19 protein-coding genes and 3 pseudogenes are annotated in these 21,242 nt (G+C 61.0%); 13 read left to right on the plus strand and 9 right to left on the minus strand.

The annotated features are described in order from the left end of the window. Positions 1-35 precede the first annotated feature (35 nt). From NWF22_RS16560 to NWF22_RS16570, 3 genes and pseudogenes are all read left to right on the plus strand, one after another. A complete protein-coding gene (locus NWF22_RS16560; protein ID WP_160904367.1) occupies positions 36-1,097 on the plus strand; it encodes an IS110 family RNA-guided transposase in 1,062 nt (353 codons plus the stop codon). Between the two features lie 129 nt (positions 1,098-1,226). After that, positions 1,227-1,388: pseudogene (locus NWF22_RS16565) on the plus strand (IS21 family transposase); the annotation flags it as partial. A gap of 58 nt (positions 1,389-1,446) precedes the next feature. Next, the gene (locus NWF22_RS16570) at positions 1,447-1,722 is read left to right on the plus strand and encodes a cytochrome P450 (RefSeq protein WP_233752078.1); all 276 of its coding nucleotides are present in this window, start codon (positions 1,447-1,449) and stop codon (positions 1,720-1,722) included. A gap of 407 nt (positions 1,723-2,129) precedes the next feature. Here the strand turns inward: NWF22_RS16570 and NWF22_RS16575 are convergent, their stop codons facing one another. From NWF22_RS16575 to NWF22_RS16590, 4 genes and pseudogenes are all read right to left on the minus strand, one after another. Beyond that, positions 2,130-2,843 (minus strand): ABC transporter ATP-binding protein, encoded by a 714-nt coding sequence (locus NWF22_RS16575; RefSeq protein WP_160904366.1) that lies wholly within the window; start codon positions 2,841-2,843, stop codon positions 2,130-2,132. A 1-nt stretch (position 2,844) separates the two neighbouring features. Then, entirely contained in the window at positions 2,845-3,654 is an 810-nt protein-coding gene (locus tag NWF22_RS16580) for an ABC transporter ATP-binding protein (protein WP_233752060.1), read from the minus strand. 1 nt (position 3,655) lies between these two features. Next, entirely contained in the window at positions 3,656-5,776 is a 2,121-nt protein-coding gene (locus NWF22_RS16585; RefSeq protein ID WP_160904365.1) for an ABC transporter permease, read from the minus strand. Between the two features lie 297 nt (positions 5,777-6,073). Beyond that, a pseudogene (locus tag NWF22_RS16590) lies at positions 6,074-6,478 on the minus strand (transposase); the annotation flags it as partial. A gap of 324 nt (positions 6,479-6,802) precedes the next feature. On the opposite strand from NWF22_RS16590, the gene NWF22_RS16595 reads away from it, so the two are divergent. From NWF22_RS16595 to NWF22_RS24510, 3 genes and pseudogenes are all read left to right on the plus strand, one after another. After that, on the plus strand, positions 6,803-8,020 hold the full coding sequence (locus NWF22_RS16595) for an ABC transporter substrate-binding protein (RefSeq protein WP_160904364.1): 1,218 nt from the start codon (positions 6,803-6,805) through the stop codon (positions 8,018-8,020). 135 nt (positions 8,021-8,155) lie between these two features. Beyond that, entirely contained in the window at positions 8,156-8,320 is a 165-nt protein-coding gene (locus NWF22_RS16600) for a hypothetical protein (RefSeq protein ID WP_233752059.1), read from the plus strand. Between the two features lie 109 nt (positions 8,321-8,429). Further along, positions 8,430-8,864 (plus strand): annotated as a pseudogene (locus NWF22_RS24510) (SDR family oxidoreductase). 47 nt (positions 8,865-8,911) lie between these two features. Here NWF22_RS24510 and NWF22_RS16615 read toward each other — a convergent pair. The 5 genes from NWF22_RS16615 to NWF22_RS16635 form a co-directional block, all read right to left on the minus strand. Beyond that, positions 8,912-9,808, minus strand: a complete 897-nt coding sequence (locus NWF22_RS16615) for a TIGR03619 family F420-dependent LLM class oxidoreductase (RefSeq protein WP_160904363.1) — start codon at positions 9,806-9,808, stop codon at positions 8,912-8,914. Then, positions 9,805-10,767 (minus strand): MBL fold metallo-hydrolase, encoded by a 963-nt coding sequence (locus tag NWF22_RS16620; RefSeq protein ID WP_160904362.1) that lies wholly within the window; start codon positions 10,765-10,767, stop codon positions 9,805-9,807. The genes NWF22_RS16615 and NWF22_RS16620 overlap by 4 nt, the downstream gene beginning before the upstream one ends. A gap of 146 nt (positions 10,768-10,913) precedes the next feature. Continuing rightward, positions 10,914-11,996 (minus strand): phosphotransferase family protein, encoded by a 1,083-nt coding sequence (locus NWF22_RS16625; protein ID WP_160904361.1) that lies wholly within the window; start codon positions 11,994-11,996, stop codon positions 10,914-10,916. After that, positions 11,993-13,288, minus strand: a complete 1,296-nt coding sequence (locus tag NWF22_RS16630; protein ID WP_160904360.1) for an acyl-CoA dehydrogenase family protein — start codon at positions 13,286-13,288, stop codon at positions 11,993-11,995. The genes NWF22_RS16625 and NWF22_RS16630 overlap by 4 nt, the downstream gene beginning before the upstream one ends. 109 nt (positions 13,289-13,397) lie before the next feature. Beyond that, positions 13,398-14,900, minus strand: coding sequence for a class I adenylate-forming enzyme family protein (locus NWF22_RS16635; protein ID WP_202399099.1), 1,503 nt, complete (start codon positions 14,898-14,900; stop codon positions 13,398-13,400). 224 nt (positions 14,901-15,124) lie between these two features. Here NWF22_RS16635 and NWF22_RS16640 point away from each other — a divergent pair, with 224 nt between their 5' ends. The 7 genes from NWF22_RS16640 (at position 15,125) to NWF22_RS16670 (ending at position 21,242) form a co-directional block, all read left to right on the plus strand. After that, positions 15,125-15,463, plus strand: coding sequence for a hypothetical protein (locus NWF22_RS16640; RefSeq protein ID WP_233752057.1), 339 nt, complete (start codon positions 15,125-15,127; stop codon positions 15,461-15,463). 87 nt (positions 15,464-15,550) lie between these two features. Next, on the plus strand, positions 15,551-16,864 hold the full coding sequence (locus NWF22_RS16645) for a CaiB/BaiF CoA transferase family protein (protein WP_258321179.1): 1,314 nt from the start codon (positions 15,551-15,553) through the stop codon (positions 16,862-16,864). A gap of 35 nt (positions 16,865-16,899) precedes the next feature. After that, positions 16,900-18,066 carry a CaiB/BaiF CoA transferase family protein gene (locus NWF22_RS16650; RefSeq protein WP_258321180.1) on the plus strand — a complete coding sequence of 389 codons (1,167 nt, stop codon included), beginning with the start codon at positions 16,900-16,902 and terminating at the stop codon, positions 18,064-18,066. A gap of 40 nt (positions 18,067-18,106) precedes the next feature. Further along, positions 18,107-18,877 (plus strand): SDR family NAD(P)-dependent oxidoreductase, encoded by a 771-nt coding sequence (locus NWF22_RS16655; protein ID WP_160904357.1) that lies wholly within the window; start codon positions 18,107-18,109, stop codon positions 18,875-18,877. Positions 18,878-18,938: 61 nt separating this feature from the next. Continuing rightward, on the plus strand, positions 18,939-20,360 hold the full coding sequence (locus NWF22_RS16660; RefSeq protein WP_160904356.1) for an aldehyde dehydrogenase family protein: 1,422 nt from the start codon (positions 18,939-18,941) through the stop codon (positions 20,358-20,360). A gap of 55 nt (positions 20,361-20,415) precedes the next feature. After that, positions 20,416-20,817: an SRPBCC family protein gene (locus NWF22_RS16665; protein WP_160904355.1), complete on the plus strand. Its 402-nt coding sequence runs from the start codon at positions 20,416-20,418 to the stop codon at positions 20,815-20,817. Next, on the plus strand, positions 20,814-21,242 hold the full coding sequence (locus NWF22_RS16670) for a Zn-ribbon domain-containing OB-fold protein (protein WP_160904354.1): 429 nt from the start codon (positions 20,814-20,816) through the stop codon (positions 21,240-21,242). The genes NWF22_RS16665 and NWF22_RS16670 overlap by 4 nt, the downstream gene beginning before the upstream one ends.

Raw genomic sequence — 21,242 nt, forward strand, 5'->3', positions numbered from 1 at the left:
TCCCCCGTCCGTGCAGAGAAGGGAACCCGACTTCCATGATCGTCATTGGTATCGATCCTCACAAGTCCAGCCACACCGCCACCGCGATCGATCCGGCTACCAACACCGACCTTGGCTCGATCCGCATCGACGCCACTGTCGCTGGCTACAAGGCGATGATCGCCTGGGCGAAGGCCTGGCCTGAGCGCAAGTGGGCACTGGAGAACGCAGAGGGATTGGGCCATCACCTGGCGCAGTGGTTGCTGGTCCTCGGTGAGGTGGTTCTCGACGTCCCGACCACCGCCACCGCCCGGGTTCGGCAACTCTCCCGCGGCGGACGCCGCAAGAACGACCGTATCGACGCCGCCGCAGCGGCCTGTGTCGCCGTACTGCAGGGCGATGCCCGCCCGGTGGACCCGGAGGGTTCCGCCGATGTCTTGGCTCTGCTCGATGAACGTCGAACCAATCTGTGTAACAGTCGCACTCGTTTGGTCAATCAACTGCACGCGCTGTTGCGGCAGCTGCTGGCCGGCGGTGCACCGACCTCGCTGACCGCGACCGCTGCCAGCTCGGTGCTGCGGGGTTTTCGTGCCCGCAGCGAGATCGACCGCATTCGTGTCGGGCTGTGTCGCGACCTGATCGCCGACATCGGTCGACTTGATGACCGGCTCACCGACAACGGCAAGCAGATGACGCGAGCACTCGACGAGCATGGCACAAGTTTGCGGGGGGTCGACGGGATCGGTCCAGTGTCCGCCGCCCGGTTGATCGGCCGCACCGGGCGCGCGAGCAGGTTCGCGACCGCTGCTGCGTTTGCGAACTACAACGGGACGGCACCCGTCCAGGTCGCCAGCGCCGACTCCAATCGGCACCGACTGTCCCGCTACGGCGACCGGCAGCTGAACTCAGCGCTGCACACCATCGCGATGGTCCAGATCCGGATGCCCGCCAGCGCTGGGCGCGCGTATTACGACAAGAAGGTCGCCGAGGGCAAGAGCCCCCGCGCGGCCAGGCGCAGCCTGAAACGACACCTGTCCGATCACGTCTGGCGCATCATGATCGCCGACGAAAAACGCAGTCACAGGCAACGCGCCAAGGAACCCGCCAGCGCCGCTTGACAAATAGAGAGGCACCCCAGTGATGCTCATCTGAATTCCCCACCCGTGTGGCTCCGCCAGAGTAGGCGGGCCTCCCCTGATGCTGATGGTCTCTGACCACTCACCAGCAACCTCGGGAGGCCCGCTTTCATGTTGACACGGGAGAGCGATTTGGAAGTACATGCACTGCACAAACGGGGGTGGACGATCTCGGCGATCGCCCGCCACACCGGTCACGATAGGAAGACGATCCGGGCCCACCTCAATGGTGAGCGCACCCCGGGCGAACGTAAGAAGCCGGCGGTTGATCCAGTATGTGTTCGAAGATGTCGAATACGGTGGCGTGACGTTCGAGGTGGGGCAGACGGGCATGTGCCTGTTGGGTTCTGCAAATCGAGACGAACTCGAATACGAGAATTCTGACGTGATCGACATACGACGGCAAGTGAATCGCGGTGTCGGGTTCGGAGGAGGCCCGCATCTCTGCCTTGGTGCGCCCTTGGCAAGAGTACAGCTCATGGAAGCACTTCCGCGATTGTTCCGAACCTTCCCGGGGATGGCGCTGGCCTCGGCCGAGCTCGAATACGAGATGCTCGTGGTGCGTTGGCGGAAAGAGTTGCAGTTGTCGCTCGGTCGTGATCGCTAACTGGTCAGCTAGTCGGTACCCCCTCCTCGGTCCGATCTTCAAACAGATCGGCCATCAGCTCCGAAACAGCGCCGTTGAATTGATCTGCTGGACGGCGCGCGGCACCAGCGGCACGGAAACAGCTCACCGCCGTCGCCGGCGTCGACATAGAATGCGACATAGAGGTAGAGGATAGTTCGGCCCTGTAAGGAGGAAAATTCGGAACTCGTCGTCAGCCCGAGATCTCGGTGAGTGCTACGTAGACTCGCCGACCAATTGAGCTGCAACGTGTCCCGCTGTTCCGTTCAGTTGAAGCGCAGAGCGCGGATCAGTTCCTGTGCAACGACATCAGTGGTGGCGAGTGTCCGGAGGTTCTCGTCTGGTGCGCCAGAGGATCAGACGACGCGGTGCCATGGCGTGGGATTCGGTCAGATGACGATCTCACCGAGGTAGCTCTGTTCGAGGAGGTGGCGGTCTCGCAAGAGGGCTTCTGCGGTGTCGGTTCGGTCGATCACGCCTTTACTCAGGACGTAGCCCCGATCGGCGACCTCGAGGGCGAGTTCGATGTGCTGCTCGACCAGCAGGATGCCTGCACCGGTGTCGACGGCCACCTGTTTGAGGACCGGGAGCAGCCGTTCCACGATGATCGGCGCCAGTCCAAGACTCATCTCGTCGACCATGATCAGCTTCGATCCGCTGATGGCGGCGCGGGCCGTTGCGAGCATCTGCTGTTCGCCGCCGGACAGGAGCCCGGCCTTACGGTTCGACAGTTTGGCCAGGGCGGGGAAGTAGTGGAAAACTCGGTCATAGTCGGGTTTGCCCCGTCGTGCACCGAGTATCAAGTTCTCTTTCACCGTGAGCTGGAAGAACAGCCCACGCTCTTCTGGAACGTGTGAGACCCCGCGACGTGCAACCAACCATGGCCGGTTCTTGAGTATCGGCGTTCCCATCACGGTGAGTGTTCCTTCGGAAATTGGCACGATGCCGGAAATCGTTCGGAGGGTGGTCGTCTTGCCCGCGCCGTTGGCGCCGAGAAGTGCCACGACCTCGCCGGGATTGACGATGAGGTCAATGCCGCGAATGACCGAGATGGTGTTGTACCCGCTGTGGACTCCCTTGAGTTCAACGACCGGTTCACTCATATCATGCCACCTCGTCTGGAATCTTGTTTTCACTCAACGCGATTGCGTCTTGTGCGATGTCGTCGGGAAGTTCCTGTTTACCGAGGTATGCGGCCACGACCTTGGGGTCGGTGCGTACTTGTGCGGGTGTTCCTTCGGCGATGATCTTTCCGAACTCGAGGACGTAGATGTAGTCGCAGGCATTGAGCACAAGACCCATATCATGATCGATTAGTAGCACCCCGATTCCCCTTGCCGCAATTCTGCGGAGTAGTGGACTCAGCTCCCCTGTTGCGTCGGTGTCGAGACCGGCAGCTGGTTCGTCCAACAGCAGGAATGCTGGTCGCGACACGACACTTCGCGCCACACTGACCAGCTTCTGCTGACCGAGTGAGAGTGAAGACGGCAATTCGTCGAGCAGATCTTCGAGTCCGAGTTCCGCAGCAACTGCGTCGATGTCAGAGGTGTCGACCTTGTAGGGGGGCAGCGCGATGTCGGCAATCATCGACCACCAGCGCGTTGTGCTCGACGCCACAGACAGGTTCTCTCGAACTGTCAAGTCATCGAAGAGTTCCTGCGCCTGGAATGTTCGGGAGACCCCGGACCGGAACCGACGGTATGCCGGTAGCCCTTTCAAGGAGTGCTCGTCCACCGCTATCGAACCTTTGGCGGAGACAAAGCCAGAAAGGGCGTCGATGCAGGTGGTCTTGCCGGCGCCGTTGGGACCGATGAGCCCGACCAACTTGCCAGTGGGAATCTCCAACGAGACGTTGTCGAGGGCGCGAACTCCGCCGAACGTTACGGTGACATTTTGTGCTACAAGGGATTGCATGCTAGCGCACACCTCCGGAATGGGGTTGGGGCTTGGCCATGTGTTTGCTGGCATATGATTCTGCGGTGGAGTCAGCGGGGACCTCCAGGGCGCTGGGCGCGTCTTCCTCAGACTGGTCCGTCGCTCCGTCCGTAGGAACCGCATTCGACGGCTTTGCGAACCGGCCGCGCACCAATCGGTCGACCGCTCGCGCGCCGTCCCGGGTCGCCCCGGAGATGCCTTCAGGGTTGAAGATCGCAGTCAGGATCAAGCCAAGTCCGGCGATGAGGTTGAAAATCACCACCGCGTTGTCGGCGTAGATGTAGCTCTCGTACACGTAGAACGAGAGGCCGCCAGCGGCAATCGCTCCGGCGGCCAGCGATCCCGAGATGCTGGTGATGCCCCCGACATACGCGATCGCGAGGATGCCTACCGACGACAGCGCGTCGAACGGACCGCTGACCTGGGTCTGCTGGTATGCCATGAGGCACCCTGCGAGCCCGGCCAGGAAGGCGGAGAACCCGAACGCCATGAACTTTGTCGATGCGATGTTGATTCCGGATGCGGCAGCCGACCGTTCGTTGGCGCGCATCGCGAGCATCCGCAAGCCTGTTTGCCGACGACGGAGGTTGGCGACGCCCAAAGCGGAGACTGCAAGCACGACGACGCACATGATGCCGAACTGCGGAGTACCGACGACCGCGCCTTGAACGAAACCGAGATTGAAGCCGAAGATTTCAGGCTGGGGGACCTTGGCGCCCGACGAACCACCGGTGTATTTGGGGTTGTTGAAGAAGAAGGTCTCGATGGCGTAACCGCCGGCCAGTGTGATGATAGCGAGGTTTACGCCCCGCACTCGAAGTGCGGGCGTAGCGGCAATGACGCCGACAACCGACGCAACCAGCGCTGCGATGATGGGGGCGAAGGGGAAGGGGATCCCGACCTTGGTGGCCAGGTAGGCGACCATGTAGGCGGCCACGCCCGCCATTGCGAGTTGGAACAACGAGATTTGTCCGACGTAGCCGGTCAGGACGACCAGTGACAGACAGACAAGAGCCGCGATGATGGAGTTGATCGCCGCAACGCGAAGTCCGCTGCCCATCACTAGAAACAGGAGGCCGAGGATGACGAAAAATGCTGCGCCGGAATATACGCCGATGCGACCCGGGGGTGGAGCGGACGGGAGTCGGGCCTCAAGCGACATGTCGCGGGTCGGAATCGATTTACCGACAAAGACGATCGCGATGATGATCACGATGAAGGGGAGCGCGTCCTGAGCACCGACGGCAGGGAACCAGGAGAGCTTGCTGGGCAACTCGACCAGAAGCCCCTGCGTCATCCCGATGAGGATTGCGGCCACTGCGGTGATGATGAACGATGTGAATCGGCCCAGAAGTGCAGCCGCAAGCGCCGGGATGATCAAGAGACTGAACGCGGTCGGGGTCAGTTGCGTCAGAGGCCCAATCAGAATTCCGGCGACGCCGGCGAGCACGGAAGCCATCACCCAGTTGACACCGGCCTGGAAGTCCGGGGAGAACCCAAGCAGGATCGCGCCCTGCTCGTTTTCGGCTGAAGCGCGGGTGGCGAGTCCGAATCGCGTGTATCGGAAGAAGGCTGCCAGCACCACTGCCAGGACAATGCTGATCGCGGCCAGGACGAACTGGTCGATACCGATCTGCGCGCCGAGCACTTCCACCGTGCCCGTGTCCGGCAAAAGCTTGGGAACCGACACAGTCGTGGTGCCGAACCGATAGCCGACCACTGCCTGAAGCAGCAACATGTACCCGATTGTTGCCACTACGCGCGCGAGCATCGGGGCTGTACGTAGCGGCCGCAAGATGAGGAAATGCAATATCAAACCAAGGGCCGCAGCAGTGAACAGCGAAAGTATCAGCGACACTGCAGTGTTGGCGCCGGTGGAGTCGCCGACCTGAATGCCGCTGGGCAACCCCGGGACGGGGAGCATGTAGATGCCTGTTGTCTTGAGTTGATACCAGACGTACGCGACGTACATCGCGATTGCGCCCTGGGAGAAGTTGACCACGCCGGAACCGCGGTAACCGAGCAGAACGCCGATCGCAAGCATGCCGAGCACTGCGCCCGAACCCATGCCGAGGAGGGCGAAGATTACATAATTGGACATCGTCAGTGACTTCCGATCGCAGAAGAGGGTCGACCGGCCGTGAACTCACCCGCCGCCGACAGATGCTATGCGGCGTGCGTGACGAGGAAAGGTCGTTGACCGATTACTCGGGACATAGACTAATTCCCTTCGTGTCCCGCTGTCTATGGGTTCGCGACATTGGGTGAGATCCAGATCACGTATGGATGCCCGGGCGACCGGCCGGCGGCAGCAGGGAGGTTGGAGGTTGCGGAACCTGCAGTTCAGTTACGCACACTGGACTCGTCGCGTTGTCGGGGGGTGTCCCTATGGTTCTTGTCAAGCGGCTGCTGGTGATGGTTGGCGGTAGGGTTCGCGGTTTCTGAGCATGGCGTGGAGGACGTCGCAGCGTCGGCGGGCGAGGCAGATGAGGGCGGCGTTGTGTTTCTTTTTTTCGGCGCGTTTGCGGTCGTAGTATGCGCGGCTGGTGGGGTCGTGCAGCGCGGCGAACGCGGAGAGGAGAAAGGCGCGTTTGAGTTTGCGGTTGCCGAAGCGGGCGGGGTGCTCGCCGCGGATGGAGGTGCCGGATCGGTGGGTGACTGGGGCGATGCCGGCGTAGGCGGCCAGGTGGCCGGCGGTGGCGAACGCTAAGCCCTCGCCGACTTCGAGGAGGATGCGGGCTGCGGTCCTGACGCCGATGCCGGGCATCGAGGTCAGGACTTCCGAAAGAGGGTGCGCATCAAGTATCCCCACCCAAACCATGGACCACGCTCGCTGTCACTTTGGCGCCGGTGCCAGTATCGCCCGGGTCTCGCCTGCTGGAAAGCGCATTGCAGCGAAAATTTCGAAACCTACTCCAACGTGCGCAGTCGCGTGGGACGCTGTAGCAAGACGGTCGCACCTCCGACTATCGAGTACGCGAGTACATATCGAGAGGGAGATCGTCTTTCCATCCCGTCGGTGCCGATCGGTGCCGCATAGAAAGAGTTGAGGACGGTCATGAGAACAGACCCGAGCAGTGCGCGGCGTCCTCGCCGACTACGCAAGGTACTGGGGATTGTCGCGTGTGTGACTGCACTGGTTGCAGTTACAGCGTGTAACGGCACCGAGAACGGGGGTTCGGCTGATTCCGGAGGGTCGGGAACGATCAAGGTTGGATTCATCAATCAGACCGCCGGGTCAGTCGGAACGTATCCAGAGGTGCAGGCGGCCTTCGAAGCCACTGTGCAATACATCAACGAAGAGCTCGATGGCGTTGGTGGAAAGAAGATCGAGCTAGATTCGTGCGCGGTGGACGGAACGCCGACCTCGTCGCAGCGATGCGCGCAGCAGATGGTAACGAACAAGCCGGCCTTCGTTTTCCTTGGAAACGACTACAACTCGGGCGTCACCTATCCGATACTCGACGGTGCTGGTCTGATGGTCATTGGTGAGGTTCCCCTGTCGCTTCCGGACTTCAACGCACCCAATGTCGCGTTCTTCAATTCAGGCACGGCGGGGTCAGGCCCCGTGATCCCCGCCTATTTGAAGCTCCATCCGACCCAGAACAAGTCTTTTGGCGCACTAGTGAGCCAGAACCCCGCCGCTCTGGCTGCGGCAACTCTGCTCGAAGTACCCCTCGAGCAGGCCGGATACAGCTTCCAGCAGACAGCGGTGAGCCCCACCGCCACCGACTACTCGTCGTCGCTGCTCTCGATCAACCCAGCCCAGCTCGGCGGGCTGACCGGCATTCTCGCGTCCAACGGATGCGTCGCGTTCGCGAACGCCTACGGCCAGCAGAACCTCAACACACCGGTGATCGCGAACCAGACCTGTTATGCCCCTGATGTTCTAGCTGCAGCAGGCGAGAACATGGTCGGGTGGAAGGTGACGCAATTGACGGCGGATCCAATGGGTGAGACCGAGGATGCCGTTCTGTATCGCAAGATCATGTCAACATACGCCAAGGGCACCGAGCCGGGCGCCGGTCAGGCAGCCTTGGCATTCTCGACAGTGATGACCACGTACAACAACATCCTCAAGCCGATGGGTTCGTCCGAGGTCACCTCGAAAGCTGTGAAGGATGCCCTCGCCGGGCCTGCAAAGACCGGAAAGGTCGCGCTCGGAGGCAACTACGAATGCGGTGGAACGGTCGCCGCGTTGCCGACCGTGTGTGGTTGGGGCATTTACATGTACGAGATCGGACCAGGACCTGACTTTGCTCAGCAGGTCATTCCCGATCAGGTAGACCCTATCGATGTGAGCGCGACCGTTGCCGAGGCATTCCCGAACGGATTGCCTTCCTGAACAAGAAGTTCGAGTAGGTCGACGATCGATCCGTGACTTCGCCGAGGGTCGGGATCCTCTCCTCGGCGAAGTCACGGCGCGGGTGTCGCGAATTCCAGCCGCGGCGAATTGCCGACGCACACCTCGAAGGCCTAGATGCAAGAACTCGAAGGGAAGACTGTATTCATCACGGGCGCAGCGCGGGGCCAAGGGCGTGCCCATGCGGTCGCCTTCGCCGGCGCCGGAGCCAATGTGATCGCGGTCGACATCGATGAGCAAATCGAAACGGTGGACTATCCGGTCGGTATCGCCAATGCCTGAATCGTTGGGTTTACTCCATTTTGGGAACTATCGGAAGACCAGTGGACGAAAATGGTCGACGTGAATCTGAGTGGCGTGTGGGCGCACGGTTAAGGCGGCGGCGCCTCAAATGATCGAGAACCGTTCCGGCTCTGTGATCATCACATCATCGATCAACGGTCTGGAAGGCGCGGCGAACTATGCGCACGATATTTCGTCGAGGCACGGATTGATCGGGCATACGCGTGCGATCGCACTTGAGTTGGGACCCTGTGGCATCTGATGCAACGCAGTGTGTCCCGGCGTGATCGATTCGCCCATGAATCACTGGCAAGGGATCTATGACGTGGTCAATGGCGGGCCGGGCGGGACTGTCGAGGTCCTCATCGGAGGCGCGCGTCACGCGGCGATCTTGGCCGGTCGTTTAGCCATTCCGCCGGAGCGGGTCAGCGATGTGATGTTGTCTCTGGCGTCAGATCGATCATCAGAGATCACCGGTGCGGCGATACCTGTAGATGCCGGGAAGCATTTGATTCCTGGGTTCAATCATGCGCCCGTATGCTGAATGGCAAACCTGACTTGTTCCGCTCGCGAATACGCGAGCGGAACAAGTCAACTCGACTGCACAGCCGCGATATCGTCCATTACTTCCAGCAATGATTTCTCGGGTGCGTCCTCGACGTGGAGGATCACCCTGCCCACACCGAGCGTGCGTGCCGTATCGCGGACTTGTGCGAGTTCGCTCCGTTTGCAGGGCGCTTCTATGACGGCGATCTGCAGGTCATCGGGATCTCGCCCATGACGGGCCCAGGTTGTTCTGAGGGAGATGAGATGCGCTGGGAAGTCGTCGGATGCCAACGTTGTGCCCATCGTCAGCCAGCCATCGGCCCAGGTCGCGATTCTCTCAAATGTCCGTTCGGTGGGCGGCGCACCGAGAAGCGATGGGATGGCTGGTCGGCGAGATGGTTTCGGCCAAGCCCAACTCGGCTCTAGAGTGACGAATTTGCCTTGGTAGCAGGCCTCATCGTCGGTCCATAAACTCCGCATCAGTTCGAGCTTCTCCTGGGTGACATCAGCCTTTGCGCTGATATCGGCGGAGTTGTGGGCGACGAACTCGGCGTTGTTCCAACCGAATCCAACCCCGAGGAACATTCGTCCGCCCGAGAGCATATCCACTGTGGCAATGGCTTTGGCAAGTGCGATCGGGTCGTGGTTCCCGATCAGACCGACACAGGTCCCCAGCTCCATCCCAGTTGTCAGCGCGGCCGCGTAGGCGAGCGTCGTGTACGGATCGACCAGCCGTTTGTAGCGGTCAGGCATGGTGCCGCCGCCGGGATACTGAGAACGTTCCCGGTCCACTGGCAGATGCGTGTGCTCCGGCAGGTAGAAGCCCCCGATTCTTCGGGCTTCCGCGGCGACCAGCAGGTCTCGGACCGGCATGGTCGTGTCGGTGACCGCGGGGTGGAGTCCGATGATCACATTGTCTTCGGAGTGTCCGGTATTTGTCATCGCGGTATGGAGAGCAGCGAGAGGAGGTCGTCCCTGCCGTTCGGATGGCGACCCGACGACGCGGACCAGCGGTGAGGGAGGTCCGTCGAACGTTGCAGCATTCCGAGCGTTTCGAGATGAATCAAATGTGCGAGTGTCTCACCGACAGCGGACCGCTTCATGAGGCTGTCGATGGTCTCCCATGTGCGGGACCATCGCATCATCGAAGCAATCGTCCAGGCCGTTCGATTGCCGGAAGAGGCGAGGTCATACACGTCCAGGAAACGGGCGCGGTGGTGTTTGATCAATTCGGCGATCCGCTCTTCGAGGCCACGAAACTCGTACTCGTGGGCCGGGAGAACTATGTCCGCGGGGACGCCGGCGAGACGGGTGAGTGACTGCAGGAAGTTGCCCAGCGGGTTGGCACCGGCACACGAGAACACGGAGACCCCGGGCGTTATCCGGGGAAGGACGTGATCGCCGGTCAAGAGAGCGGCCTGATCCGCGATGGCGAAACACAGGTGGCCCGGTGAATGGCCCGGTGTCCACAGTGCTTTCACCCCTCGCCCCGGGATCGGGAGCACCTGGCCATCGGCCACATCGAGATCTGGGATGACCTTGGTCACATAGCCGCTCTCGGGCAGTTCTTCACCCTGGACCTCGCCGAGATCCGAATCAGGAACGCCTGCCGCCATCAACTCGTTTGTCAGGTCGGGCTGTTGATCGGTCGGCAGCAGATAGTGCGCGTCAACCAGTTCGGCATCGGCGCTGTGCAGGCCGACCCACGCGCCGGAGACCTCTCGTATGCGTCCAGCGAGCCCGTAGTGATCGGGGTGGATGTGCGTTGCGACCACGCCACGCACATCGGTCACAGACCGTCCCAGCTCGGCGAGGCCGTCGGTGAGTGACCGCCAGGACTGCTCGTTGTTCCATCCGGTGTCGACGAGGTGTATCCCGTCGTCACCGTCGATGACGTACACGAGAACGTAGCCGAGCGACTTGATAGGAAGCTCGACTGGAATGACCGAAATACCATCTGCAACAACACGCACTCTCGGCGGCGTGTCGTAGGCCGCCACAGCTGCCACTGGTCACCGCCTCCGGGTTCGGTCGAGGTTGCGCATCTTCAGTGGATCCCGTTCAGATCGAGCAACTCAATCGCGCGCAACACCTGCGGACGCACCAATTCGCCTCGCTGCTTCATACGCGGATCGGTGGTCTCTCCGCGGTAGTAACGTGCTGCGAGCTGCTGCAGGATGACAGCCACACGGAACGACGCGAACGCCTGGTACCACCCGAACGCGCCGATGTCATAGCCCGTGGTCTTTGCGTACTGCTGTGTCATCTCGACGTGGCTCGGCAACCCGAGAGCGCCCACCTCGGGCAGGTATAGTCCGCTGCTTCCTTCGGAGTCTGACGGATCCGGCCAGTAATTGAGCAAGGTGGCAAAGTCGAGCAGCGGGTCACCGAGAGTAGCCATGTCCCAGTCGAACACCGAGTACACGGAATCGGGCTTGCCCGCAGCAAACTGGACGTTGCTCAACTGGTAGTCGTTGTGAAGGATCGACACAGTGGGGTTCTCCGGGATCGCGTTCGCGAGCCGCTTCGCCGCATCCGCCATCAGATCGGTCTCCCCGTCGGACGCCACCGCGTTCCACCGCTTCGTCCAACCACCGACCTGCCGTTGCAAGAAGCCTTGCGGGCGACCGAGATCGCCTAGGTCGCAGGCCTCAGGATCCACGAGGTGGAGATCGCCGAGAGCTTCTGCAACGGCCAGGCCGACACGGTGCGCGACGTTATCGCCGACCTGCAGAACCTGAGGAATTGTCCGCCACACGACGACGCCTGGCCGGTACTCCATCACGTCGAAGTCGGAACCGATGATCGACTTGTCGTCACAGAACAGCAGTGACAGGGGGGCTCTGGGGAACTCTTTGTTGAGGCGCGAGAGCACACGATGCTCGCGGCCCATGTCGTGGGCGCCGACGGCGATCTCGCCGAGTGGTGGTCGACGTATGACCACTTTTAGGTCATCACTCAGCGTGAGCAGGTACGTGAGATTCGCGGAGCCGTTGGGGAACTGCTGCACCGACCAGCCTTTCGGTGATACGTCCAGTCTGCCGCCCAGATACGCAACCAGCTTGTCCCAGTCGAGTTCTTCTCCGGGCCTGACCGGCGCCAGTTCTGGTGTCTCGTCGGGTGTTGTCATTTTGTCGCCTCCGCGATGATCGGGCCGAATCGCTCGAGGGCGGCGGCCTTGAGTGCCGGTAAATGACCGGACGGGAACAGGCCGGGTGCGGCCTCATGGCCGCGAAGCGTCTGCTTGGCGACTGTGATCTTGTGGATCTCGGTGGCGCCGTCGGCCAGACCCATTCGGTAGGACTCCATGATCATCTCGCCGAAGGGCATCTCGTCGGAGGCCCCCAGCGATCCGTGGAGTTGAAGAGCGCGGCCGCTGACGTCGGACAACACCTTGGGCATGGCTGCCTTGACGGCTGCGATGTCACGACGCACGACGCGATAGTCATCGAACTTGTCGATTTTCCATGCGGTCTGCAGGACCAGCAGGCGAAACTGCTCGAGCTGAATCCAGGAGTCCGCCAGCATCTCCTGGACCATTTGCTTGTCGGCGAGACGTTCTCCCTGGGTGTGCCGGGACAGTGCTCGCTCGCACATCTGGTCCAGAGCCTTCCGAACGAGACCCACGGTCCGCATCGCGTGGTGGATGCGGCCACCGCCCAGGCGGGTTTGCGCTACCGCGAACCCGTCACCTTCGCCGCCGAGCAAGTGGTCGCTGGGGATTCGAACATCGTTGTAGCGAAGGTAGGCGTGGGTTCCCTTGTGCTCGTGGTGTCCGAACACGCGCACATCGCGTACGTTCTCCAGGCCAGGCGTCCCAGCGGGTACCACGAACATGGACATCCGCTTGTGGGGTTCGGCGTCGGGTGCCGTCTTCGCCAACACGATGTTGAATGCTGCGAAGCGGGCATGAGAGGAGAACCATTTCGAACCGTTGATCACCCAATCGTCACCGTCGCGTGTGGCCGTGGTGTTGAACCCCGTCGGGTCGGAACCGCCCTCGGGTTCGGTCATCGAGTAGCACGAAACGACCTCGTTGTTGATAAGCGGTTGGAGGTACTTCTCTTTCAGACGTGGACTGCCGAAGTGAGCCAGGATCTCGGCATTACCCGAGTCTGGCGCCTGGCAACCGAAAACGATTGGGGCACACTTCGACTTGCCTAGAATCTCGTTCATCAGAGCTAACTTGACCTGACCGTAGCCCGGCCCACCGAGATTCGGGCCCAGATGACAGGCCCAGAGCTTTCGCTTGCGGACCTCTTCTTGCAGTGGGGGAATGAGGGCCTTGCGGACCGGGTCATTCAGATCAAACCCGTAGTCGGCCACGATGTGGTCGATCGGCTCGATCTCGTCTCGTACGAAGTCCTCAATCCAGTTGAGTTCTTTCTGAAATTCACCATCGGTTTCGAAGTTCCACGACACGTCATCGCTCCACTGGGTCTCGGCGTTAAAACAGAAAAATAGATACTCTAGTACTAGATAAATTTAGGTCGCTGCTGTTAAGAAGTCAATGCCGATTCGGTCTGATCGGTCAGTGAACTGAGGGTGTGGTCGTGAGATTGTTGACCAGTTCTCGGCGCAAGAGTTTCCCCGTCGCGCTATAGGGGAGTTCGGTCGCGAGGATGAACTGGTCGGGGGTTTTCGAGCTGCGGAGTCGGGTTCGGACGAAGTCGGTGAGCTCTTCCTCGGTGGTCCGCGCAGCTTCCGTGAGGACGACCACGGCGACTATCCGCTGACCCCACTCGTCGTCAGAGACTCCCACAACGGCTGCTTCCCGAACTTCGTTGTGGTCGAGGAGGACCGACTCGATCTCGTGTGGGGCGATATTCTCGCCGCCCCTGATGATTGTGTCGTCCAGCCTACCCAGGACGAAGAGGTATCCGGCCTTGTCAAGGTATCCGCCGTCCTTCGTCGGGAACCACCCACTGTCGTCGAGAACTGACCCCTGCTCGGTATATTCGCCGGATACCTGAGGTCCGCGTACCCAGATCAACCCCTGGGTACCTGTGGGTAGTGGGTTGTCGTCGGTGTCGCGGATCTCGACCTCGATCCCCGGCACCGGACGACCGACCGACCCGAGTCGGGCAAGGGCGTCGGGATCGCCGCTCTGGAGGGCGTCGCGGTGGTCTTGGGGGCCGAGCAGCGCGATTGTCGAACTCGTCTCCGTCAGGCCGTATGCGTTCACGAAGTCGGCTGTGGGGAACTTCTGCAGCGCCTTCTTCAGGACTCGCTGCGACACCTTCGCGCCGCCGTAGGCAAGTCCTCTCAGCTGTGGTAGCTCTGCATCCTGGTCTCCGAGCTCGTCGACGATCCGGCTGAGCATCGTCGGAACGACCATGGCATTTGTGACGGCCTCGTCTCGAGCGACCCGCAGCCATTCGTCGGCGCGGAAATCGGGAAGGTATACCACGCGGCGGCCTGCATAGAGATTGCTGATCACGGCGCCGATCGCGGCCACGTGGTACGGGGGGACGGTGGTCAGGGTTGCGTCGCTCTCGTCGGCCGATCCGAACTCGACAGTCTGCAGAACGTAGTTGACGAGGTTCTCGTGACGGAGCCGCACGCCTTTGGGCCTTGAGGTGGTTCCACTCGTGAACAGCACAACGGCGGTTGCGTCGTCTTCGATCTGCTTGTCCAGGAGTGGATTCATTTCGGTGATCTGGTGCAACCACTCGTCGGAACCGATCGCCTGGTCTCGCGAACCGAACTTCGCCAGATAGCGGGGGTCGGATATGAGCAGGGGACTTCCGAGCGCTTCGAGATGATCACGAAGTTGTTCGTCGGAGAGGCGGAAATTGAGGGGCGTGAACGGGACGCCCGCGAGCGCGCACGAAAACATCACCGTGGGCAGCATTGAACCATTCAGCCCCAGGTAGGCGACGTTAGTAGTGCCTCGGTCCACCAACCACGAGGCGCCTTGGCTTGCGCGCCGGTGCCATTGCTCGAAGGACGTTCGCTCGCCATTCGCATCGGTGAGGGCCTCTCGGGGGCCGTAGGCGCTTGCGGCCATCTCCAAGATCATTCCCAGGGGCATGATTCTCCTACGTCGTTGTGGCCTGCGTGCTGGCACAAGCTGGGTTGTGAAGTGGGTTACAACTAAACTACTCTACTGGTAGAGTAGTTGCGACAGCGGTTCAGTCAAACCTGATTGACCGAGCTGTCGCAGGTTACGGATGAGGTCGAATCGCGAAAGGTCTTCGCACACGGTCCGGTCCTTCTACGGTGACCCGAAGAGTGAATTGAATATTCAACGAGTAGATGATGGAGAAGTTGATGACGGATCAGACTGCGTCGGTCTTGAAAGCCGGTCAACGGTTGGCCAGCACGGTGTGTACGACCCAGGTGATCATCATCAAGGCCGCCGAGGAGTTCAGCCTCGAATGTGGTGGACACCCGATGTCAGCTGACCTGTCGGGTGGCGAGATCGGTACGCCGGCCGACGGATTGGACGCCGGAACACTTATCGGCAAGAGGTACGTGTTGCCCGAGAGTGAGGCTGTCGAGGTCATGGCTACGCGCGGGGGTTCTGGAAGTCTGAGTATTGACGGCGTCGTCCTGACGCTCAAAGACAGCAAGCCGCTGCCCGCTTCGGACTAACGGGCTCTCCACCGCCTGCACTTCCGAAAAAGCAGCGTAGTCAGGGAAGTCATGGCATTCGAAACCACAAGCTGTAAGGACTCTCAAGTGCAATTACGTGTGCCGGAAACCGGCCGATCCGCCGCTGCGCGGCGTGAGCGTGGAGAGGGGCCACTCGCGGGGATCCGGATCGCTGACTTTTGCTGGGTGGGAGTCGGAGCCCTCGCGACGCGATTCCTTGCGGACTTCGGCGCCGAGGTCATCAAGATCGAGGATCGCACCAGGCTCGACCTCACCAGGCGGATGCCTATCTACAAGGGCGACTCCAGTCGCGCCATGAGCCAAGAGGTCGCTGGTGCGAGCCCGAACATGAGCGGCCACTTCAACAATTACAACCGCAACAAGCTCGGCGTCACCATCAACATGAGGACCGAGGAGGGGCGTTCGCTGGTGCGACGGTTGATCGCGAGAAGCGATGTTGTGACGGAGAACTTCGCTCCGGGGATCATGGAGCGATGGGATCTCGCCTATGACGCGCTACGGGAGATCAAGTCGTCGATCATCTCAGCCCGAATGAGTGGCTTCGGGCATTCCGGACCCGACGAGTTCTACCGGAGCTATGGTCCGGTTGTGCAAGCTGTTGGTGGACTGACCTTTTCGAGCGGCCTGCCGAATCGGGAACCCTCTGGTTGGGGTATGTCCTATATGGACAACCAGGCGGCGTACAACGCCAGCGCCGCGATACTGATGGCTCTTTATCATCGGGCCCTGACAGGCGAGGGCACGGAGATCGACGTGTCCGCTCTCGAAGCGTCGGTCCATCTGATCGGACCGGCCCTCCTCGATGCGGAAGTGAACAACAGAACCTATCGGGATTCGGATTTCCCGCCTGGGAACCTGTTGGAGTTCTCAGATGCGGCACCACATGGGGTCTACCCGACTTGCGAACCAGACCGCTGGGTTGCGGTCGCGGTCTTCGATGATGCGGAGTGGGACAGGTTTGTCGATGCGCTCGGTCGGCCGCAGTGGGCCGCGGCGCCCGAGTTCGCCGATCAAGCCAGACGACGCGGTGCAGTGGCGAGCCTCGACCAGAAGGTGGCGGAGTGGACGGGGGCCCGCAGTGGCCGCGAAGTGGCAGGTCTTCTTCAACAGCACGGGGTTCGGGCTTCTCTGGTGCAAGACGCCGAGGACGTCGTTGATCGTGATCCTCAGTTGGCTCATCGCGGCGTGTTCGTGGAAATGGACCATCCCGAGATCGGGCCTGCACCGTTCGAAGGGACGCCATTCCTGGCGGATGCGAGCAAACCTGTTCACTGGCGGTCCTCTCCACTGTTGGGCGAGGACAATGAGTACGTTTTCAAGGAGCTGTTGCAGATGCCGTCGGAACAATTTTCCGATCTCCACGATAGTGGGGTGATCTGACGATGGCTTCACAGCGGCCGTACAGTGGCCTCAAAGTGGTCGAGTTCGCCAACAATGCTGCCGGTGAGCTGGTTGGCAAGTTGTTTGCCCAAATGGGTGCGGACGTCATCAAGATCGAGCCCCCGGGCGGATCGCCCAGCCGTCGGATCGGACCGTATCTCCGCGACCGAGAGGATCTCGAACACAGTCTCACCTATTGGCATTACAACGTGAGCAAGAAGAGCGTTGTGCTTGACGTACTTACGGAGTCCGGACGACACCGTTTGACCACATTGCTCGGAGATGCCGACATATTCGTCTTCAGCGGTCATCTTGCCGAGTTCCGTGAACTCGGACTCTCAAGTGAACTGCTGACGGGGCTGAACCCGAAGCTGATCAGCATCGTGATCACCCCGTTCGGCCTCACCGGTCCGTGGTCCGAGTTGAAGTCGTGTGACCTCGTCGCGTTCGCGGCCAGTGGAGTTCTCGCAAATTGCGGCTATGACGACCACTCCATCCCGCCCATCAGGCCGACCGGCAACCAGACCTTTCACACGGCCGCGAGTTTCGCGCATTCAGCGGCCCTGCTGGCGTTGATCCACAGACTCTCCACTGGCAGTGGAGACTTCATTGATCTGGCCGTTCACGATGCGATGGCCATTACCGTCGAGCTGGCGAATGCGTATTGGTTCTACCCCAGGGTCAAGATCGGACGCCAGACTGCTCGCCTTGCATCACCGACTCAGACCGCACCTGCTCAGTTCGTGTGCGCCGACGGCAGACATGTTGTGCTCGTTTTCATACTCAACGAACAGAAGGCGTGGATGATCATGCTCGAATGGCTGGATAGCCATGGGCTTTCGATGGACCTCGTGGACGAAGCGTTTCTGGACCCCGCATATCGCCAAGAGAACTTCGCGCACATCCACGAAGTGCTGGAGGTCTTCTTCTTGATGATCGATGCGGAGACGGCCTTCCGTGAAGGCCAGCAGCGCGGTATGCCAATCGGTGCGGTGTACTCCCCGGAGGAGGTGCTCGGAATCGAACACCTCCGCGTCCGTGAGTTCTTCAACGAAGTCGACTTCGCCGATGCCGCGAGCGCCCGAACACCGGGTGCGCCCTATCGGTTCTCGGCGTTTGATGAACGTCCGCCGGCGAGGTCGCCTCGCCTCGGCGAACACACTTCCGAGGTTCTGCCGACCGCGATATCCGTCAACCGTTAAATCCTTCACGCCCTCAGGGCCCAGACAAGGAGATCCACCCATGACAGATCCAGCACTTCCGAACTTCTCACTCGAGGGAAAGGTCGCACTGATCACCGGCGGCAGCAGAGGACTGGGTCAGGCCATGTCGCGCGGGTTCGCGGCGGCAGGGGCAGAGGTGATCGTGGCGAGCCGGAAGGCGGAGAACTGCGAAAAGCTGGCGAGCGAATTGACAGAGAAGTACGGACGTCGTGCACTGGGAGTCGGCTGCCACGTCGGCAAGTGGGACGACCTCAAGAACCTCGCCGACGTCGCGTACGCAGAGTTCGGCAGAGTCGATGTCCTTGTCAACAACGCCGGTGTGTCAGTGCCTTACGAATCGCTCGAGTCCATCACCGAGCAACTCTACGACAAGACACTGGACGTGAACCTCAAGAGCGTGTTCCGGCTCAGCACCTTGATTGCCAAACGAATGTCTGACGGTGATGGCGGGTCGATACTGAACATCAGTTCCATCGGTGCCATCCATCCGACGCCGATCGCGATGCCATACGTAGCAGCGAAAGCTGGGGTACTGAACATGACGCAGTCCCTGGCCCGGGCCTACGGGCCGAAGGTGCGTGTCAACTGCATCATGGCCGGAAGGTTCCGTACAGACATCAGCAAGGCCTGGGACATGGACCAAGTTCTCGAGGAAGTCAAGGGCACCACGCTGCAACGTCTCGGTGAACCAGAAGACGTGGTCGGCGCGGCGCTCTTCTTCGCAAGCGACGCATCCTCGTACGTGAGTGCAGCCAGCTTGAAGGTCGATGGGGGCGAAGTCTATCCGTGACGCCGATTTCTGATCCGAGAGTCTGCCTACCCAGAACAACCGCACTGAAAAGGTGATTGAGATGTATCAGCGAGACGAGTTCTACATCGACGGGAAATGGACCGCATCTCAGGGGACCGAGAATCTGACGATCAACAACTCGGCGACGCAGGAACCCATCGGAGTGGTGGCGCTGGGATCTTCGGCCGACGCCGGCGACGCTGTCGATGCTGCGGCCCGTGCCCAACCGGCCTGGGCCGCGTTGAGTCCGGACGAGCGTGCCGGTTACCTGTCGGCTGTGTCCGAACAACTCAACGCGCGGATGCCCGAACTCGTCGAGCTGTTCTGCCAGGAGGTCGGAATCATCCGCCCACAGGCCGAGGCCTTCCAAGGGCTGGCGGCGAGTCTCTACTCCAGCTACGGCGAGCGGGCAAGAGCGTTCGAATGGACACAGCAGCTCGAGCACTCGACGCTGGCGTTCGAACCGATCGGCGTCGTCGGTGCGATGACGCCGTGGAATTTCCCTTTGCTACTCATGTCGATCAAGGTGGCCCCGGCGCTTGCCGCCGGTAACACAATCGTTCTCAAGCCGGCCGAGATCGCACCCCTCACGGGGTACCTGCTCGCCGAGGCAATCGACGCGGCCGCCCTGCCGGCGGGAGTGTTCAATCTTGTCGTGGGTACCGGCGCCGAAGTAGGCGAAGCGCTCGTCACCAACCCGATGGTCGACATGGTCTCCTTCGTCGGATCGACCGCGGTGGGCAAGCGGATCAGTGCCCTCGCATCAGACACTGTCAAACGGGTCTCCCTCGAACTCGGCGGCAAATCGGCACTCGTCGCGCTCGACGATGCAGATCTCGACGCTGTGATCCGTGCCGGAATGGACTCGGTCACTACGGCCAATGGCCAAGGATGCGGCTGCCTCACCAGGGTGATCGTCCCGCGCGGGCAGCTCGAGGAAGCGGTGGGATTCGCCGAGAAATACCTAGCCGACATCAAGGTCGGTGATCCGCTCGACTCCGGATCGACTGTCGGACCGATGGCCTCGGAAGCTCACCGCAAGCGCGTCGAAGGCTATATCGAGACCGGAATCGCCGAGGGCGCTCGTCTCGTCGGCGGCGGGACCGGCCGTCCCGACGGAGTCCAAGCCGGAAATTTCGTGCGACCTACAGTGTTCGTGGTGGAAGACTCGAAAGCGACCATCGCGCAGGAAGAGATCTTCGGACCGGTTCAGGTGATCATTCCCCACGATGGTGAGTCAGACGCGATCCGCATCGCCAACGACTCTGTCTACGGGTTGGCGGGCGCCGTCTACGGTGAGGACATCGTCCGCGCCGAACGTGTGGCTCGGGCGCTCCGTACAGGCAAGGTCGACATCAATAGCGTCACCTTCGACCCGGACGCGCCCTTCGGCGGATATCGCCAATCAGGCAATGGAAAAATGTACGGACAGCAGGGATTCGAGGAGTTCCTTGAAATCAAGTCGCTGTCAAAGCTCCCCTGAACACTCGGTCCGGCAATCGTCCGGATCACTTCAACCACACGAGAACGGAAACGACATGGCGTCAATCTACAAGTCAGCCGATCTGTCGGTAACTCCCGAGCAGGCGTGGGACTTCATCGATAGGTTCACCAGGTCCGAGGTCCACGTGTTCTCCGGAGCTTCCGCCGAACGCCAAGAGGGTGACTACCGAGTCGTGACGGACTTGGAAGGCAACGAGGTCTGGGAACTGGGCGTTGCGGTCGACCCTGAGCACCGCCGCGCGACCTATACGGTTCCTAATCTGTTCGGCGCTACCTTCCACGCCGCCTCGATGCAGATATTCGAAACTGACGGCGCCGGATGCAGACTCGTATGGATCACGGACGTCCTGCCGAATTCCTTCGCCGAAGAGTACGGCGAGTTCTACGTGGGTTTGTTCGATGATCTTGTGACCGCGGTCGAAAAGAGTGTCCTGTGACCGCACCATCCGTCGTCGCCAAACCGGCTCCGTGGCCGGCATTCGAAAGTGTCGAGTTCTGGGCAGGCGCCAACGAACACAAGTTGAAGATCCAGCGCTGCAGCGAGACCCTCAATTACATCTATCCGCCGGACACGGTGTCGCCCTGGACTAGACGGGAAACCCTCGAATACGTCGAGGTCTCGGGGCGCGCGACCCTCTACAGCTATGCCGGCTTGAGCCAGGCCTTCCACGCCGGATTCGCCGATCATCTTCCGTATGTCATCGCCCTCGTCGAACTCGAAGAACAACCTGGCCTACGGATGATAACCAACATCGTCGGCACCCCGCTCGAAGAACTTTCGATCGGGCTTCCGCTCATCGTCGACTTCGACGACCGCGGCGAGCAGACCGTTCCGGTCTTCAGAGTGTCGAAGGAGCTGTGA

The organism is Gordonia mangrovi (assembly GCF_024734075.1).
In the GTDB taxonomy this organism is placed as follows: Bacteria; Actinomycetota; Actinomycetes; order Mycobacteriales; family Mycobacteriaceae; genus Gordonia; species Gordonia mangrovi.

Bases quoted from the DNA above. Each gene is read 5' to 3' on its own strand.
- NWF22_RS16660 (WP_160904356.1), top strand. From the start codon at position 18,939: ATGTATCAGCGAGACGAGTTCTACATCGACGGGAAATGGACCGCATCT.
- NWF22_RS16585 (WP_160904365.1), bottom strand. From the start codon at position 5,776: ATGTCCAATTATGTAATCTTCGCCCTCCTCGGCATGGGTTCGGGCGCA.
- NWF22_RS16625 (WP_160904361.1), bottom strand. From the start codon at position 11,996: ATGACAACACCCGACGAGACACCAGAACTGGCGCCGGTCAGGCCCGGA.
- NWF22_RS16600 (WP_233752059.1), top strand. From the start codon at position 8,156: ATGCAAGAACTCGAAGGGAAGACTGTATTCATCACGGGCGCAGCGCGG.
- NWF22_RS16640 (WP_233752057.1), top strand. From the start codon at position 15,125: ATGATGGAGAAGTTGATGACGGATCAGACTGCGTCGGTCTTGAAAGCC.
- NWF22_RS16665 (WP_160904355.1), top strand. From the start codon at position 20,416: ATGGCGTCAATCTACAAGTCAGCCGATCTGTCGGTAACTCCCGAGCAG.
- NWF22_RS16655 (WP_160904357.1), top strand. From the start codon at position 18,107: ATGACAGATCCAGCACTTCCGAACTTCTCACTCGAGGGAAAGGTCGCA.
- NWF22_RS16580 (WP_233752060.1), bottom strand. From the start codon at position 3,654: ATGCAATCCCTTGTAGCACAAAATGTCACCGTAACGTTCGGCGGAGTT.
- NWF22_RS16635 (WP_202399099.1), bottom strand. From the start codon at position 14,900: ATGCCCCTGGGAATGATCTTGGAGATGGCCGCAAGCGCCTACGGCCCC.
- NWF22_RS16615 (WP_160904363.1), bottom strand. From the start codon at position 9,808: ATGACAAATACCGGACACTCCGAAGACAATGTGATCATCGGACTCCAC.
- NWF22_RS16560 (WP_160904367.1), top strand. From the start codon at position 36: ATGATCGTCATTGGTATCGATCCTCACAAGTCCAGCCACACCGCCACC.
- NWF22_RS16575 (WP_160904366.1), bottom strand. From the start codon at position 2,843: ATGAGTGAACCGGTCGTTGAACTCAAGGGAGTCCACAGCGGGTACAAC.
- NWF22_RS16570 (WP_233752078.1), top strand. From the start codon at position 1,447: ATGTGCCTGTTGGGTTCTGCAAATCGAGACGAACTCGAATACGAGAAT.